The sequence below is a fragment of the Phenylobacterium sp. genome, assembly GCF_019636135.1.
GTDB lineage: Bacteria > Pseudomonadota > Alphaproteobacteria > Caulobacterales > Caulobacteraceae > Phenylobacterium.
Genome location: NZ_JAHBYD010000003.1, coordinates 86,821 through 101,988, shown reverse-complemented (window position 1 = coordinate 101,988; position 15,168 = coordinate 86,821). Strand labels below are relative to the sequence as shown.

Here is a 15,168-nt window from a genome sequence, read left to right as displayed (position 1 = left end):
ATGCCCATGCTGATGGTGTGAGTACTAGATTGGGCGACGGCTGCCAGCCCGCAAGGGTGACTGTGGCAAAAACATCACGCCCGCCGCCAGGGAAGGACGACGCAAGGCTGCGCTGGTCCCACGCGGTCGCCCGCAAACGAAGTTCCCCATAAACATCTGAATAAATTCAGTTTCCCCCGCAGGTTGAAGCAAAGCATCACCCCCAATGGGGGGGTGCCCACGCCGTCCGGCCGGACTTTCCTGCGCGGGCGGCCTGTTCGCGCCGCCGATCCACAAGGGGGGATCTTCGACCATGCGTAAACTGTTCCTGGCCGCACTCGCGTCGGCCGCGTGTTCCTTCGGCGCGGCCCAGGCCGCCACGCCGGTCCAGGTGACGTTCAGCGGCAGCGACCGGCTTGGCTACAACGCCTTCGGGCCGCCCACCTACTTCGATCAGCAGACGGCGCTGCTCGACGCGCTGGGCGCCAACCCGACCTTCAGCTTCACGTTCGAGTACGACCCCGACGCCGTGAAGGTGGGCGGCGCCTTTCCCGTCACCCTGCTCTCCGGCCAGGCGGGTTCGATCACCGACTTCTCCGACTACACGGCCTCGATCCTGGGCGGCGGCGGCAACATCCTGAACTTCCGGCTGTACCGGCTCGACTACCAGCAGAGCAGCCTGACCTACACCAGCCAGATCACCTTCACCCTGGTCGACAACCAGGGCGGGCTGACGGGCGGCGGCGGGTCCCTGCCCGACACCATCGACCCCGCCTCGCTGGAGCAGCGCAACGCGGAGTTCCGCATCACCCGCTCCGGCGGCGTGGGCCAGGGCTACCGCTACCTCGGCGGCGGGACCAGCGTGGGCGTGCAGGTGGTCTTGCCCCCGCCGGAGCCGCCGCCAGAGCCGCCGCCGGTGGGCAATGTTCCCGAGCCGGCGACCTGGGCGCTCCTGATCCTGGGCTTCGCCGGCGCCGGCCAGGCCCTGCGCGCCCGCCGCGCCCGCCGCGCCCGCCGCGCGCAAGCCACGGCCTGAGTTTCGGCCCTAGTCGTCGCCGCGCTCGACCACGAGGTCCCAGGCCGCGAAGTCGAGCGCGTCCTCCGGGTCCTTCAGCGCCGCCTCGCTGATGGTCTGGCCGCGCACCGATATGCCGGCGCGGTGCGGGCTCTCCGGGTCGCCGCTGATCAGCGGGTGCCAGTCGGCGAGCTCGCGCCCCTCGTGCAGGCGGCGGTAGGCGCAGCTCTTCGGCATCCATTCCAGCGCCTCGATGTTGTGCGGCGTCAGCTTGATGCAGTCGGGCACATACCGGTGGCGGTCGGCGTAGTCGGAACAGCGGCAGACGGCGGCGTCGAACAGCTTGCAATGCACCCGCGTCGGGATGACCTCGCCGCTCTCCTCGTCCTCGAAGCGCACCAGGCAGCACAGGCCGCACCCGTCGCAGAGGCTCTCCCACTCCGCGACCGTCATCTGTTCGAGCGTCTTGCGCCGCCAGAAGGGTTCGCCGGCCATGCGGCGGGTTTAGGGGAAAGTCGGCGAACGCGCACCACCTTCCCTCCCCTTCATGGGGAGGGACAGACCGCGCAGCGGTCAGGGTGGGGAAGTGTGATCCAAACTCTGAGGTAAGGGGCTGGCTAATCTTCGCGCGCCGGCGTTCCAGCCGACGCTTCCCCACCCGTCTCGCTCCGCTCGCCACCCTCCCCATGAAGGGGAGGGAAGGGTGTGGTGCGCGCTCTCGCTTTCGCCTAAACCCCACCGCCCATGCGCGCACCCATCCTCGCCCTGAAGGACGTCCGGCTGGCGGACGGCCCGCTGATGCTGTTCGACGGCGTCGACCTCGCCATCGACGCGCGGGTCCGCGCCTGCCTGGTCGGCCGCAACGGCGCGGGCAAGTCGACGCTGCTGCGCATCCTCGCCGGCCAGATCGAGCCCGACGGCGGCGAGCGCAACGTGACCGCCGGCACGACCATCGCCTTCGTGCCGCAGGAGCCGGAGATCGTCGGCGCCACGCTGCTCGACCACGCGACCGCCGGCGGCGCGCCGGCACACCGCGCGGAAGCCGCCCTCGCCGACTTCGGCCTCGATCCCATGAAGCCTGCGACCGGCCTCTCGGGCGGCGAGATCCGGCGCACGGCGCTGGCCCGCGCCTTCGCCGAGGACCCGGACGTGATCCTGCTGGATGAACCCACCAACCACCTCGACATCCTGGCCATCGAGACGCTGGAAGCCGAGCTCGCCGCCTCGCGCGCCGCCGCCCTGATCGTCAGCCACGACCGCGCCTTCCTGGAGCGCACGACCGGCCGCTCGTTCTGGCTGGAGTACCGGCAGGTGAAGCGCCTCGACCAGGGGTTCGCCGCCTTCGACGAGTGGGCCGAGAAGATCACCGCCGCCGAGGCCGAGGAGGCGCGGAGGCTCGACCGCTACATCGAGCGCGAGCAGCACTGGATGGCCCGCGGCGTCACCGCGCGCCGCGCCCGCAACGAGGGCCGCCGTCGCCGCCTGGAGTCGCTGCGCCAGGACAAGGTAGACCGCCTGAAGGACACCCGCGCCGAGCTCAACATGGGCATCGCGAGTTCCGGCCTCTCCGGCAAGCGCGTGGTCGAGGCCAAGGGGCTCTGCAAGGCGTTCGGCGACAAGACGCTGCTGAAGGCCTTCTCCACCCGCATCCTGCGCGGCGACCGCGTGGCCGTGGTCGGCCCCAACGGCGCGGGCAAGACCACGCTGGTGAAGCTGCTGCTGGGCGAGATCGCGCCCGACGCCGGCGAGGTGACGCTGGGGACCAACCTCGAGATCAACTACATCGACCAGGCGCGCGGGGCGCTCTCGCCCGACATGACGCTCCGCGACGTGCTGCTCCCGCTGGGCGGCGACAGCGTGCTGGTCCGCGGCCAGCCCAGGCACGTGAACGCCTACGCCAAGGACTTCCTCTTCACCGAGGCCCAGTTGCGCCAGCCGGTGAAGAGCCTCTCGGGGGGCGAGCGCAACCGCCTGCTGCTGGCCAAGGCGCTGGCCAGGCCCGCCAACGTCATGGTCCTGGACGAGCCCACCAACGACCTCGACATGGACACCCTGGACCTGCTGGAGGACCTGCTGGCCGACTACGAGGGCACGCTGATCCTGGTCAGCCACGACCGCGACTTCATCGACCGGCTGGCCACCTCCACCATCGGCCTCGACGGGACCGGGCGCGCGGTCGAGACGCCGGGCGGCTGGCAGGACTTCGTCGGCCAGAACCCGGGCTTCTTCGCCGCGCCGCGGCTGTCGGCGCCCAAGGCCGCGCCGGCGCCGAGGCCGGCCGCAGCCGCTCCGAAGGCCGCCTCGAAGCTCTCGTTCAAGGACCAGCGGCGCCTGGGCGAGCTCGACACGCTCCTCCACGACATGCCCGGCAAGATCGCCACGCTGGAGATCGCGATGGGGGATCCCGACCTCTACGCGCGCGACCCCGGCGCCTTCGACCGCTTCAGCCGCGCGCTGGAAGCCGCCCGCGCTCAACTCTCGGCGGCGGAAGAGGAATGGCTGGAGCTGGAGGCGCGTCGCGAGGCCCTCGAAGCCGGCCGCTGAGGCCTTTCCTGTGGACGACGTGGAGCCTTTGATTCCCTTAGGGAAACCTGCCGCCCTCAGGCACTTATCCACCGCTAAGTCACTGTTTTCCGACAGGTCTGGGACGCTTCCGCGACACCACCCGCTTGTGCCCGCACGGGTTCGGGCGCACCGTCCCCCTGCCGACAGGAACTGCGGCGCGGCGGAGGGAAGAGGTGGCGACACCAGGACCCCGAGCAAGCGGGCGGAGCGGCAGGTCCAAGGGACAAGGGACCGGGGCGACCCGGGACTGGAACCGGAAGGTCTGAAGCCGGCGGCCAGGGAAAACCGCGGGGCGACCCGCAACCGAACTGGCGGACGGCCTGGAGGCGCAGATCCCCCAACGGATCTGTAAAAGAGGGCGACGCTACGGGCGACCGAAGCGCCGCCCTCTTGCTATTGGGCCACGCCCTTCGCGCCGCAGGCGCTTTCAACCACAAAGAGCACCAAGCTCACCAAGGCGCTCCGGTCCCCTTGGTGCTCTTCGTGTGCTTGGTGGTTGTTGCGCCCTTGGAAGCGCCGCCGCAGCGCCCTACCCTCGCGCGCTCAAGTCGAGGGATCCCATGAAGCTCCTGCGTACCCTGGTCATCGCCGCGACCGCGTTGCTGGCCGCCTGTTCGCCGGGGAAGAAGGAGCAGGCGGAGCCCTCCGCCGACGCCCCCGTGGTCATCCGCTTCGCCACCGACTGGAAGGCCCAGGCCGAGCACGGCGGATTCTATCAAGCGCTCGCCTCCGGCGAGTACGCACGACATGGCCTAGACGTGAGGATCGTGCAGGGCGGCCCCGGCGTGAACGTGCCGCAGCTCCTGGCCTCGGGCGCCGTCGACCTGGGCATGGGCTCCAACAGCTTCATCGTCATGAACCTCGCCCAGGAGGGCGTGCCGCTGAAGGCGGTCGCCGCCTACATGCAGAAGGACCCGCAGGTCCTGCTGGCCCACCCGGACACCGGCGTCGAGAAGATCGCCGACCTCAAGGGCCACCCGATCCTGCTCTCCGACGCCTCGGTGACGGCGTTCTGGGTCTGGCTGAAGGCCAAGTACGGGTTCACCGACGACCAGGTGCGCAAGTACACCTTCAACGCCGCGCCGTTCCTCGCCGACAGGCGCGCCGCCCAGCAGGGCTATGTGACGAGCGAGCCCTACACCATCGAGAAGCAGGCGGGCCTGAAGCCCAAGGTCTTCCTCCTGGCCGACGAGGGCTACCCCGGCTACGCCACCATGGTGCTGGCGACCGACGGGCTGATCGCGAAGAATCCCAAGGCCGTGCAGGCCTTCGTCGAGGCGAGCGCGAAGGGCTGGCGCGACTACCTGACCGGCGATCCGGCCGCCGCCGACGCCCTGATCCGCAAGGACAACCCGGAGATGACCCAGGACGTCCTCGACCAGGCCCGCGAGAAGCTGAAGGCCTACAGGATCGTCGACGGCGACCAGGGCGCGCCCACGGGGTCCATGAGCGACGCCCGCTGGCAGGCCTTCTTCGATGTCGCCTCGGGCCAGGGCGTCTACCCCAGGACCCTCGACTGGAAGCGCGCCTACACCCTGCAGTTCGTCCCGAAGTGAGCGCCCGCAGCGCCTATTACCTCCCCTGCGAAGCGGGGGAGGGGGACCGTCCGCCGAAGAGCGGATGGTGGAGGGGGCGAGCGCCATCCGCTGAGCCGGGGGCGCCCGGTCGATCCGCCGACGTCGCCGCTCGCCCCCACCACCACTCGCTCTCCGCTACGCTCGGCGAGCGGTCCCCCTCCCCCGCTTCGCAGGGGAGGTAAGGCGTTGGTGGCGGAGCTTCAGAACGTCGAGGTCGACTACGACCGGGGCCGGGCGCTCGGGCCGTTCAGCCTGGCCATCGGCGCGGGCGAGACGGTGGCGCTGGTCGGCCCGTCCGGCTGCGGCAAGTCCACGGCGCTGCGGCTGCTGGCCGGGCTCGAACAGCCGACGCGGGGCCGCGTCGCCCGCGCCGCCGGGCGCGGCGAGACGGCCGTCGTCTTCCAGGCCCCGACGCTGGCCCCCTGGCTCTCCGCTCGCGCCAACGTCGCGCTCCCGCTGGAGCTCGCCGGCGTCGCCAAGGCCGAAGCGGCCGCCCGCGCCGACGCCGCCCTCGCCCGCGTGGGCCTCGCGGGCGCGGAAGCCGCCCGGCCCGTCCAGCTCTCCGGCGGGATGGCCATGCGCGTCTCGCTGGCGCGCGCGCTCGTCACCGAGCCGAAGCTCCTCCTCCTCGACGAGCCCTTCGCCGCCCTCGACGAGATCACGCGGCGCACGCTCGCCGACGACGTGCTCGCCCTCTGGGCCGCCACCAAGCCCGCCATCGTCTTCGTCACCCACAACGTCGAGGAGGCCGTCTACATGGCCTCGCGCGTGGTCGTGCTGAGCAAGGGTCCAGGCCGCACCGCCGCCGACGTGGCCGTCGACGGCCCGATGCCGCGCCCCGCCCACTTCCGCACCGAGGCGAGCTTCCGCCAGACCGCCGAGCAGGTCTCCGCCGCCCTCGCCGAAGGGGTCGGCTCCGCAAGGAGCGAAGTCGGATGAGCCGGCTCTGGCCGCCGCTGGCGCTGACCGCGCTCCTGCTCGCCGCCTGGGAGGCGGCGTGCCGGGCGCTCGCCGTCCCGCCCTACTTCCTGCCGGCGCCCAGCGCCGTGGCCGTCGCGCTGGGCGCCAACGTCCCGACGCTGATCGCCGCCGCCTGGAGCACGCTCGCCGTCGCGCTGATCGCCCTGGTCGTGGCCAGCATCGTCTCCCAGGCCCTGGCGCTGGTCACGGCGCTGAGCCCCGTGGCCGACCGCGCGGTGCGTCCGCTGGCCTCGGTGATCCAGGTGACCCCGGTCGTGGCCATCGCGCCCCTCGTCGTCATCTGGGCGGGCATCGACCACCCCGAGCGGGCCCTGGTGAGCCTGGCCGTGCTCGTGGCCTTCTTCCCCATCTTCTCGGGGGCGGTCACCGGGCTGAAGTCCGCCGATCCCGACCTGGAGCGGCTGTTCGACCTCTACGGCGCGACCCCTGTCCAGCGCGCGCTGCGCCTGCGGTTGCCCGCCGCCGTGCCGTACCTGCTGGAAGGTCACAAGGTCGGCGCGGGGCTGGCCCTCATCGGCGCCGTGGTGGCCGAGTTCGTCGCCGGCTCGGGCCAGGTGCGCGGCCTCGCCTGGCAGATCCTCGACGCCGGCAACAAGCTGCAGACCGCCCGCATGATCGCCGCCCTGGTCGTCCTGGGCGCCATGGGCGTCGCCCTCCACGCCCTCCTGGAAGCCGCCGAACGCGCCGGCCTCAAATGGTGGCGGGGCCGCTAACCTCTCGGATTACTTCGCCGCCGCCTGCGCCGGCTTCAGGTCGAAGCGCACCGGCACGCGCACCTTGGCGCCCACCGTCGGCATGCCCTCGGCGCTCATCAGGCCGACGCGGAACTTGGGCGCCAGGGCCAGGATCGCGGGGCCGAAGCCCTGGCCAGCCGGAATCTCGCGGTCGACGACACAGCCCGAAAGCACGCCGCCCGCCTGCACGTCGCACAGGAGCGTCACGCGCACGTCGTTCGGCCCGCCGGCGTCGCCCTTCGGCGCGGCGGCCTGCATGTCCTCGACGCTGGGCAGCGCGGTCCACCGGGGCGTCTTCACCGTCACCGGCTGCCCCCTGGCCAGTTCGGGCGCGAAGGTCATGGAGATGCGCACCTCCACGTCCTTGCGCAGGTCCGCGCCGCGCATCGCCTTCACGAGCTTGCGGGCCGCCTGCCCGAAGCCATAGCCGCGCGGCGACTCGCCCAGCACGTCGCAGTCGGTCATGTCGCCCGTGCGCGTGGAGGTGCAGGCCAGTTCGACGCCGCCGCCGAGCCCGGCGGCCCTGGCCTTCCCGGGATAGGCCGCCGCCATCTCGGCGTTGGTCGGGGCCATGATCCAGGTGATCTCGGCGGCCGCCGGCGCGGCCGTCGCCAGCGCGCCCACGGCGGCGAGGCAAGCGAAGCTGCGTGACATGGCAGGTCCTCCCGGGCCCCGGGAAAGATGCGCCCGCCGACCCGGACTTGTGAAGCCTCAGAGACGGACCCGCCGCTCGCTCATCCTCTCGATCGCCTCGGCGGCCAGCACCGACAGCGAGCGCAGCCCGTGGTCGGCGAAGACGTCCAGGGCGGCGTCCAGGGCCATCAGGGCCGCCGCGCGTTCGCCGGTCTCCCGCCCGGTCATGCCCATGCGGGCCTCGTAGAGGCGCGCCAGGTGCAGTTGCGCCAGCGCCCAGCCCACCGGATCGCGGCGCGGCGAGAGGTTGGCGAGCTCGATCTTCATGGCCGCCTCGGCCGCGTCCAGCACGGCCCGGTCGCCGGTCAGCTCGGCCTGGCGGGCCAGGCACACCGCGCGCGAGCCGGCCGCGGCGCCGCGCAGCGGCAGCGTCGGCGTCTCCTTCAGCACCAGGCCGGCGCGATCGTAGCAGGAGACGGCGTGCTCGAAGGCGCGCGCGTCGCTGGAGGCCTCGCCCAGCGCCTGCAGCGCCTGGGCCAGCGCCACCTGCGTGCGGGCCCAATCCAGCGGGCTGTGCTCGCGGGTCAGGTTGTCGAGCGCCATGGCCAGCGCGCCGGCGCCGGCGGCCAGGGCGTCCACGTCGCCGACGGCCTCGCCCTTCAGGGCCAGCGCCTGGCCGTGCAGGATCTTCGAGCGCACCCAGGTCAGCGGCTCGTAGGCGTTGTCGAGGCGCTCCGCGGCGTCCGCGGCCTCCCGGGCGGCGGCGTCCAGCATGTCGCCGTCCTTCAGCCGCGCGCCGAAGCCGCACAGCAGGTCGGCGCGGATCAGGCGGGCCTCGGCGGCCAGGGCGCGGGCGGCCGTGACCCGCTTGGCGATGTTGTCCAGCGCGGTGATCGGCAGGGTGAAGCGCTGCGCGAAGGCGACGGCCTCCGGCGCGTCCAGCCTGTCCAGCCCGCGGCGGCCCTCGATGGCCAGCAGGCCCACGTCGGCCAGCGGCGCGGCGAGCCCGCCCTTCACGCTGGTGCGGGCCTCCTTGAAGGCGGCCTCGGCGGCGGCGTTCAGGCCCGGGTCGCCGAAGATCTCGGCGCCCAGCAGGGCGGAGAAGGCCTGCTCGCAGCGCGCGCGCGCCCACCCGTCGCGGCGGTGCGCGGTCTCGAACCCGGCGGCGGCGGTCTCGGCGCCCGCGGCGGCCTTGCGCAGCGCCACGGCGTCGCCGGTGCGGCGCGCGACCTCGCGCCAGACGATGGCGGCTTCCAGACGGCGGCGCGGCTTGTCCTTGGCGCTGATCCGGCCCGCGGCGATGTCGGCCGCCTTGGCCTCCTGCGCGAGCATCCGGCAGTCAAGCAGCTCGAGGAGCGAGGAATCACCGCCCGTCAGGCCATCCTGCGGCGCCCCCTTGGAGCGGTCGGCGGCGAAGAAGCGCCGCAGCTCACGACCCAACTCGAACATAGACCCGCTCCGGCCCCACGGCGTCCCACGATGGAACGCCCCTCACAGGCATTGTCAGGTCCCAAGCAAAGCCGGAGCCGCAAGGTTTAACAAGTGGTTAATTCTACTGACATGGTTAATGCGACATCAAAGAAACGTCAGTAAAACAAAGTCATGGAAACTCGATTTCGTTAATTTCTGGCACGCTTCTTGCTCAAGGCGGACCGGGCGCCAAGCTCCCTCCCCCTTGATATGAACGTCATCCTCGGCCTTGTGCCGGGGATCCATCGTTCAGCCGCAAAGGCCCTGCGGCGGACCGCGCGGCGCGGTCCGCCGCAGGGCGCTCAGCGAGCGGTGCCATGGATCCCCGGCACAAGGCCGGTAATGACGTTCGTGAGGGGGTGGCGAAGGTGGGACCGCTCCTGCCGCCTCAGCGGAAGATCGCCGCCAGCTCCTCGGGCGTCAGTTGCCGCCACGCGCCCGGCGCGAGGTCGTCGGGCAGCGCCAGGCCGCCGATGCGGTCGCGGTGCAGGGCGGTCACGTGGTTGCCCACCGCGGCGAACATGCGGCGGACCTGGTGGTAGCGGCCCTCGGTGATGGTCAGGAACGCCTCGCGCGGGCCGATCGGCTCCAGCACCGCCGGCGCCAGCGGATCGGTCTCGCCGTCCAGCATCAGCTTGCCGCCGGCGAACGTCTCCGCCTCCCAGCCCTCCAGCGGCCGGTCCAGCGTGGCGCGGTAGCGCTTGGCCACGTGGCTCTTCGGCGCGATCACCCGGTGCAGGAACGCCCCGTCGTCGGTGATCAGCAGCAGGCCCGTGGTGTCCTTGTCGAGCCTGCCGATGGTGGACAGCCCCGGCATCCGCGCCTGCCAGCGGCGCGGCAGCAGCTCGTAGACGCTGCGGCCGGGCTCCTTGTGCGAGCAGACCACGTCCAGCGGCTTGTGCATGATCAGCGTCAGCGGCGCGGGCGGATCGACCGGCTTGCCGGCCACGGTCATCCGCTCGGGCAGGTCAGCGACCACCGGGACCTTCGCGCCAGCGTCCTTCAGGACCTCGCCGTCCAGCACCACCTGCTTATGCCTCACCAGGTCGGCCACCTCGCGCCGCGAGCCGTAGCCGAGGTTGGCCAGCAGGCGGTCCAGCCGCGCCATCGGGACCCTGGCGTTCATCGCCGCGCCTCGATCACCTTGTAGCCCTGGGCGTCGTCGCGCACCGCGAAGCTCCCGAACGCCGTCGACAGGGTCTGCTCGTAGGGCAGATGGCGGTTGGCCACCAGCCAGCAGGCGCCGCCCCGCCGCAGCATCGCCGCCGCCTTCGTCACGAACGCCACGCCCAGGGTCCGGTCCTCGACGCCGCCGTCGTGGAACGGCGGGTTCATCACCACGAAGTCGAGGTCGCCGCCCGCCGGAACCTGCCGCACGTCGGCCCAGGCGAGGGCGACCCGCGGGTCGTCGAGGTTGCGCCGCGCGCATTCGACCGCGCGCCGGTCGATGTCGATGCCGATGAGCGCCGTCACCGCCGGCGAGGCCAGCGCCCGCTGCGCCAGCAGCCCCAGGCCGCAGCCCAGGTCCGCTCCGCGCCCGGAGAGCGCCGGCAGGAGCTGTATCAGCCGCGCGCTGCCCGGATCGACGCGGTCCCAACTGAAGACGCCCGGCTGGGTCCAGGCGCCCAGGCCCGGCGACAGCCGGGGCGCGCCGGCCGCGACCGCCTCGGCGAGCCCCGTCGGCGCTTGCGGCCGCACCGTATGCGAGAACCGGTGATGCCGCCGCGCGTCCTCGCCGACGCTCGCCCCGAACGCCTCCAGCGCCTTCTTCAGCCGCCCGCCGCCCTTGTCCTTCGGCGCGAAGGCCAGCAGCGGCGCGCCGGGCTTCAGCACCCGGAGCGCGTGGGCCAGCACATGGTCCCGCTCCAGTACGCCTCCGGGCGCCAGAACCACCGCGCGCTCGACGCTGGCGTCGGCCATCGCCGCGAGGTCCTGCGATCCAGGGATCAGCGGCGAGACCTGCGTCGCGCCGGCGGGAACCTCGACCAGCCCCGGCGCGGGCGCGCCATAGAGGATGGTCCCCGTCACGGCCGCCCTACGCCCGTTCCTTCGAGCGCTCGAAGCGCACCTTCGGGAAGCGCTCGGACACGTAGCCCACCTCCCAGGCCGACTTGGCCAGGAACACCGGCTGCTCGTCGATGTCGCTGCCCATGGCGCTGCGATGCTTGCCCATGAAGTCCTCGAGGTCGGCCTTCTCGCCCACGATCCAGCGCGCCTCGGCGAAGGGGCTCGCCTCGAAGATCACGTCGAGCTGGTACTCCTCGCGCAGCCGGTCGGCCATCACCTCGAACTGGAGCTGGCCCACCGCGCCCACGATGAAGTCGGCGCCGATGCTCGGGCGGAAGAGCTGCGTCACGCCCTCCTCGGCCAGGCTCTCCAGCGCCTTCTTCAGGTGCTTGGCCTTCAGCGGGTCCTTCACCCGCACCCGCTGCAGGATCTCCGGCGCGAAGTTCGGCAGCCCTGCGAACCGCAGCGTCCCGCTCTCCGACAGGCTGTCGCCGACCCTGAGCACCCCATGGTTCGGGATGCCGATCACGTCGCCCGCGAACGCGTCCTCGGCCAGCTCGCGGTCGGACGCGAAGAACATCATCGGCGCGTTCACACTGAGCTGCTTGCCCGTGTTCTGCACCTTCAGCTTCATGCCGCGGCTGAACCGCCCCGAGCACAGCTTCAGGAAGGCGATCCGGTCGCGGTGGTTGGGGTCCATGTTCGCCTGGACCTTGAAGACGAAGCCGGTCACCTCGCGGTCGCCCGGCGCCACATGCGTGTCGTCGCCGCCCCTCCTGGCCGCCACCGCCTTCGGCGGCGGGGCATAGGCGCCCAGGCCCTCCAGCAACTGGTCCACGCCGAAATGGCGCAGCGCCGAGCCGAAGAACACCGGCGTCATGTGCCCTTCCAGGAACGCCTGCGGGTCGAACGCCTTCAGCCCGCCCAGGGCCAGCTCGGCGTTTTCCGACAGCTCCTCCTGCTCGTCCGGCTCCAGGTAGCTCACCACCGCATTGCCCCGGAACGGGATCGCGTCGGGATGGCCCTCGTCCTCGTCCTTCGCGCCGCCGGTCTTCCGGGCGAACGGCAGGAACCTGTCGCGCCGCAGGTCCAGCATGCCCTTGAAGCGGCCGCCCGAGCCGGCGGGCCAGTACAGCGGCGAGGGGTCCAGCGCCAGCTTCGAGGCCACCTCGTCCAGCAGTTCGAACGGGTCCTGCGCCTCGCGGTCCATCTTGTTGATGAAGGTGATGATCGGGATGTCGCGCATGCGGCACACCTCGAACAGCTTCAGCGTCTGCGGCTCGATGCCCTTGGCGGCGTCCAGCACCATCACCGCCGCGTCGGCCGCCGTCAGCGTCCGGTAGGTGTCCTCCGAGAAGTCCTCGTGGCCCGGCGTGTCCAGCAGGTTGAACATCAGCCCGTCGTGGTCGAACGTCATCACCGAGGCCGAGACGCTGATCCCGCGCTCGCGCTCGATCTTCATCCAGTCCGACCGGGTGCGCCGGTTTTCCCCCCGCGCCCGCACGGCGCCCGCCGCCCGGATCGCCCCGCCGGCCAGCAGCAGGTTCTCGGTCAGCGTGGTCTTGCCGGCGTCCGGGTGGCTGATGATCGCGAAGGTGCGGCGGCGCGCGGCCTCGGCGGCGGGAGAGTTGCTCATGGGGCGCCGCGCCTAGCACGAAACCGGGGCCGCACACCACTTTCCGCAAGCATTGAACGCGGCGCGCCGGGCGGTCATACTTTTGGTATGAAAGTCACCGTCTCCCTGCCCGACGCCATCTTCGAAGACGCCGAGGCGCTCGTGGCCACGCTCAGGACGTCCCGCAGCGACGTCTATGCCCGCGCCCTGGCCGAGTTCGTCGGCCACCACGCCCCCGAGCGGGTCACCGCGCTCATGAACCGGGTGGTGGAGGACGTCGGCGCCGAGGACGACGCCTTCTCCCGCGCCGCGGCGCGCCGGGCGCTCGGCCGCACCGAGTGGTGATCGCCCAGGCCGAGATCTGGTGGGCCGACCTCGGCGAACCGATCGGCTCGGCGCCCGGCTATCGGCGGCCCGTCGTCGTCGTGCAGGGCGACGCGCTCAACCTCAGCCGGATCGGCACGGTGGTGTGCGTGCCGCTGACCAGCAACCTGAAGTGGGGCGACGCGCCGGGCAACGTGCGCCTGCCGGCCGGCGCGACAGGCCTCGACCGCGACTCCGTGGCCAACGTCTCGCTGATCACCACAGTCGACAAGGGCCAGTTGACCGAACGGGTCGGCGCGGTGACCCGGCGGCAGCTCGATCTCATCCTGGCGGGGGTCGACGTCGTCCTGGGCCGCTGAGGGCCTCGTCGCCGGGGCGGTGGCTTCAAGTTCGGTCCGCGAGCATTATCTGAGGATCGCGCCCGACAGGAGGACCATCCGATGACCGCCACGACCGAAACCGCCATCCTCGCCGGCGGCTGCTTCTGGGGCGTGCAGGACCTGCTGCGCCGCCATCCGGGCGTGCTGAAGACCCGCGTCGGCTACTCGGGCGGCGACGTGCCCAACGCCACCTACCGCAACCACGGCACGCACGCCGAGGCGATCGAGATCATCTTCGACCCCGCGCAGATCGGCTTCCGCCAGCTCCTGGAGTTCTTCTTCCAGATCCACGACCCGACGACGAAGGACCGGCAGGGCAACGACATCGGCCCCAGCTACCGCTCGGCGATCTTCTACACGAGCGACGAACAGAAGCGCGTCGCGCTGGAGACGATCGCGGACGTGGATGCCTCCGGCCTGTGGCCGGGGAAGGTCGTCACCGAGGTGACGGCGGCCGGACCGTTCTGGGAGGCCGAGGACGAGCACCAGGACTACCTGGAGCGCATCCCCAACGGCTACACCTGCCACTTCATCCGCCCGAACTGGCGCCTGCCGGTTCGCGCCGAGGCGCGCTGAGCCGGAGACCTACTTCGTGGCCTTCGCGGCGTCCTTCGCGGCCTTGTTCAGGTCGGGCGCGTTGGGCGAGCGCATGGCGGTCTGGGCCTGCATGCCTTCCTGCAGCGCCTTGGCCGCGCCCTCGTGCGACATGATCTTGGCCAGCACCGCCTGCCCCGCCCGCTCGAACGACTCGCGGTGCTCGATCACGTAGGCGCGTGAATCCCGGTAGCCGTCGAGCAGCCCGTGGATCTCGGGGATCACGTAGCGCGCCACCAGTTCCCAGCTACGGCTGGTCGCCTCGCGGTTGGCCCAGTCGTGCGCGAAGCCCAGCACGGTCCCGAACCCGCCCGCCGACGCCGCGAGCTTGCGGATCGCCGCCACCAGGTCGTCCGGCGTCCCGATCACCGCCGCCGAGCCCGGCGCGAACGCGGTCTGCTCGACGGCTTCCTCCGGAGACTTGAACACCTCGGCGCCCGGCCGCATCAGCGTGCCGACCGTGTACTCGTTGTGCCAGTGCATGAGGCCCTGGGCCGACTCCGCGATGGCCTGCTCGCGCGTCTCGGCGATGTGCCAGGTCATCAGCACGCGCCAGTTGTCGCGGCTCACGGTCTTGCCGTGCTTGGCGGCGGCCTGCTCGGCGAAGCCCCACTGCGTCGGCAGCGCCGCGAGCCCCGCGTCCGAGTTCGAGCCGATCGACAGCACCCCGATGCCGTACTTGCCCGCCAGCGTCATGCCCGACGGGCTGATCGACGAGGCCGTCACCATCGGCAGCTCCTCCTGCAGCGGGAAGAGTTGCAGGCGCGCGTCCTTCAGGGTGAACCAGTCGCTTTCGTGGGTGACCCGCTCGCCGCGGAACAGCCGCTGCAGCACGCCGATCGCCTCGTCCTGGCGGTCGCGCTGGGTCATCGGGTCGATCCCCAGCATGTAGGCGTCCGACGGCAGCGCCCCGGGGCCCGTGCCGAAGATCACCCGGCCGCGGCTCATGTGGTCCAGTTGCACCATCCGCTGCGCCACGTTGAACGGGTGGTGGTAGGGCAGCGAGACCACGCCCGTGCCCAGCCGGATCCGCTGCGTGCGCTCGGCGACCGCCGCCAGGAACATCTCCGGCGAGGCGATGACTTCCCAGCCCGTCGAGTGGTGCTCGCCCACCCAGAACTCGTCGAAGCCCAGCTCGTCCAGGTGCGCCGCGAACCTGATGTCGTTGCGCATCTGCAGCATCGGGTGCTCGCCGATGGGGTGATGCGGCGCCAGGAACGCACCGAACTTCATACGGGCCATTTGTCCCCTCCCAGGGTTTCCCGAATTCGTAAGTGACGGCTGATCACTTGGC

At 71.6% G+C, this 15,168-nt stretch carries 15 protein-coding genes; 8 read left to right on the top strand and 7 right to left on the bottom strand.

The window, feature by feature from the left end; translation table 11 throughout:
• Positions 1-292 precede the first annotated feature (292 nt).
• The gene (locus KF737_RS02960; protein WP_296450201.1) at positions 293-1,015 is read left to right on the top strand and encodes a PEPxxWA-CTERM sorting domain-containing protein; all 723 of its coding nucleotides are present in this window, start codon (positions 293-295) and stop codon (positions 1,013-1,015) included.
• A gap of 9 nt (positions 1,016-1,024) precedes the next feature.
• Here KF737_RS02960 and KF737_RS02955 read toward each other — a convergent pair whose 3' ends face one another.
• Entirely contained in the window at positions 1,025-1,489 is a 465-nt protein-coding gene (locus KF737_RS02955; protein WP_296450199.1) for a YcgN family cysteine cluster protein, read from the bottom strand.
• A 249-nt stretch (positions 1,490-1,738) separates the two neighbouring features.
• Here KF737_RS02955 and KF737_RS02950 point away from each other — a divergent pair, with 249 nt between their 5' ends.
• The 4 genes from KF737_RS02950 (at position 1,739) to KF737_RS02935 (ending at position 6,830) form a co-directional block, all read left to right on the top strand.
• On the top strand, positions 1,739-3,538 hold the full coding sequence (locus KF737_RS02950) for an ABC-F family ATP-binding cassette domain-containing protein (RefSeq protein ID WP_296450197.1): 1,800 nt from the start codon (positions 1,739-1,741) through the stop codon (positions 3,536-3,538).
• Positions 3,539-4,119: 581 nt separating this feature from the next.
• Entirely contained in the window at positions 4,120-5,115 is a 996-nt protein-coding gene (locus KF737_RS02945; RefSeq protein WP_296450195.1) for an ABC transporter substrate-binding protein, read from the top strand.
• A gap of 207 nt (positions 5,116-5,322) precedes the next feature.
• Complete coding sequence (locus KF737_RS02940) at positions 5,323-6,075, top strand: ABC transporter ATP-binding protein (RefSeq protein WP_296450193.1); 753 nt, start codon at positions 5,323-5,325, stop codon at positions 6,073-6,075.
• Positions 6,072-6,830 (top strand): ABC transporter permease, encoded by a 759-nt coding sequence (locus tag KF737_RS02935; protein ID WP_296450192.1) that lies wholly within the window; start codon positions 6,072-6,074, stop codon positions 6,828-6,830. The genes KF737_RS02940 and KF737_RS02935 overlap by 4 nt, the downstream gene beginning before the upstream one ends.
• A gap of 9 nt (positions 6,831-6,839) precedes the next feature.
• Here KF737_RS02935 and KF737_RS02930 read toward each other — a convergent pair whose 3' ends face one another.
• The 5 genes from KF737_RS02930 to KF737_RS02910 all read right to left on the bottom strand — a co-directional run bounded on the left by KF737_RS02930 (position 6,840) and on the right by KF737_RS02910 (position 12,597).
• Positions 6,840-7,505 carry a TonB family protein gene (locus tag KF737_RS02930; RefSeq protein ID WP_296450190.1) on the bottom strand — a complete coding sequence of 222 codons (666 nt, stop codon included), beginning with the start codon at positions 7,503-7,505 and terminating at the stop codon, positions 6,840-6,842.
• A 57-nt stretch (positions 7,506-7,562) separates the two neighbouring features.
• Positions 7,563-8,933 carry a hypothetical protein gene (locus KF737_RS02925; RefSeq protein WP_296450188.1) on the bottom strand — a complete coding sequence of 457 codons (1,371 nt, stop codon included), beginning with the start codon at positions 8,931-8,933 and terminating at the stop codon, positions 7,563-7,565.
• 409 nt (positions 8,934-9,342) lie between these two features.
• Positions 9,343-10,080, bottom strand: a complete 738-nt coding sequence (locus KF737_RS02920) for a 16S rRNA pseudouridine(516) synthase (protein ID WP_296450187.1) — start codon at positions 10,078-10,080, stop codon at positions 9,343-9,345.
• Positions 10,077-10,982 carry a class I SAM-dependent methyltransferase gene (locus tag KF737_RS02915; RefSeq protein WP_296450185.1) on the bottom strand — a complete coding sequence of 302 codons (906 nt, stop codon included), beginning with the start codon at positions 10,980-10,982 and terminating at the stop codon, positions 10,077-10,079. The genes KF737_RS02920 and KF737_RS02915 overlap by 4 nt, the downstream gene beginning before the upstream one ends.
• Positions 10,983-10,989: 7 nt before the next feature.
• Complete coding sequence (locus KF737_RS02910; RefSeq protein WP_296450184.1) at positions 10,990-12,597, bottom strand: peptide chain release factor 3; 1,608 nt, start codon at positions 12,595-12,597, stop codon at positions 10,990-10,992.
• A gap of 87 nt (positions 12,598-12,684) precedes the next feature.
• On the opposite strand from KF737_RS02910, the gene KF737_RS02905 reads away from it, so the two are divergent.
• The 3 genes from KF737_RS02905 to msrA all read left to right on the top strand — a co-directional run bounded on the left by KF737_RS02905 (position 12,685) and on the right by msrA (position 13,856).
• Positions 12,685-12,921 (top strand): hypothetical protein, encoded by a 237-nt coding sequence (locus KF737_RS02905; RefSeq protein ID WP_296450181.1) that lies wholly within the window; start codon positions 12,685-12,687, stop codon positions 12,919-12,921.
• Complete coding sequence (locus KF737_RS02900) at positions 12,918-13,259, top strand: type II toxin-antitoxin system PemK/MazF family toxin (protein WP_296450180.1); 342 nt, start codon at positions 12,918-12,920, stop codon at positions 13,257-13,259. Before KF737_RS02905 ends, KF737_RS02900 begins: the two co-directional genes overlap by 4 nt.
• 81 nt (positions 13,260-13,340) lie before the next feature.
• Positions 13,341-13,856 carry a peptide-methionine (S)-S-oxide reductase MsrA gene (gene msrA / locus KF737_RS02895; protein ID WP_296450178.1) on the top strand — a complete coding sequence of 172 codons (516 nt, stop codon included), beginning with the start codon at positions 13,341-13,343 and terminating at the stop codon, positions 13,854-13,856.
• Between the two features lie 9 nt (positions 13,857-13,865).
• On the opposite strand, the gene KF737_RS02890 is transcribed toward msrA, so the two are convergent.
• Positions 13,866-15,116 carry an LLM class flavin-dependent oxidoreductase gene (locus KF737_RS02890; protein WP_296450176.1) on the bottom strand — a complete coding sequence of 417 codons (1,251 nt, stop codon included), beginning with the start codon at positions 15,114-15,116 and terminating at the stop codon, positions 13,866-13,868.
• Positions 15,117-15,168: the final 52 nt, after the last annotated feature.

Excerpts from the sequence above, each read along its gene's own strand:
- KF737_RS02960 (WP_296450201.1), top strand. The coding sequence starts at position 293 with ATGCGTAAACTGTTCCTGGCCGCACTCGCGTCGGCCGCGTGTTCCTTC.
- KF737_RS02955 (WP_296450199.1), bottom strand. The coding sequence starts at position 1,489 with ATGGCCGGCGAACCCTTCTGGCGGCGCAAGACGCTCGAACAGATGACG.
- KF737_RS02950 (WP_296450197.1), top strand. The coding sequence starts at position 1,739 with ATGCGCGCACCCATCCTCGCCCTGAAGGACGTCCGGCTGGCGGACGGC.
- KF737_RS02945 (WP_296450195.1), top strand. The coding sequence starts at position 4,120 with ATGAAGCTCCTGCGTACCCTGGTCATCGCCGCGACCGCGTTGCTGGCC.
- KF737_RS02935 (WP_296450192.1), top strand. The coding sequence starts at position 6,072 with ATGAGCCGGCTCTGGCCGCCGCTGGCGCTGACCGCGCTCCTGCTCGCC.
- KF737_RS02930 (WP_296450190.1), bottom strand. The coding sequence starts at position 7,505 with ATGTCACGCAGCTTCGCTTGCCTCGCCGCCGTGGGCGCGCTGGCGACG.
- KF737_RS02925 (WP_296450188.1), bottom strand. The coding sequence starts at position 8,933 with ATGTTCGAGTTGGGTCGTGAGCTGCGGCGCTTCTTCGCCGCCGACCGC.
- KF737_RS02920 (WP_296450187.1), bottom strand. The coding sequence starts at position 10,080 with ATGAACGCCAGGGTCCCGATGGCGCGGCTGGACCGCCTGCTGGCCAAC.
- KF737_RS02910 (WP_296450184.1), bottom strand. The coding sequence starts at position 12,597 with ATGAGCAACTCTCCCGCCGCCGAGGCCGCGCGCCGCCGCACCTTCGCG.
- KF737_RS02905 (WP_296450181.1), top strand. The coding sequence starts at position 12,685 with ATGAAAGTCACCGTCTCCCTGCCCGACGCCATCTTCGAAGACGCCGAG.
- msrA (WP_296450178.1), top strand. The coding sequence starts at position 13,341 with ATGACCGCCACGACCGAAACCGCCATCCTCGCCGGCGGCTGCTTCTGG.
- KF737_RS02890 (WP_296450176.1), bottom strand. The coding sequence starts at position 15,116 with ATGGCCCGTATGAAGTTCGGTGCGTTCCTGGCGCCGCATCACCCCATC.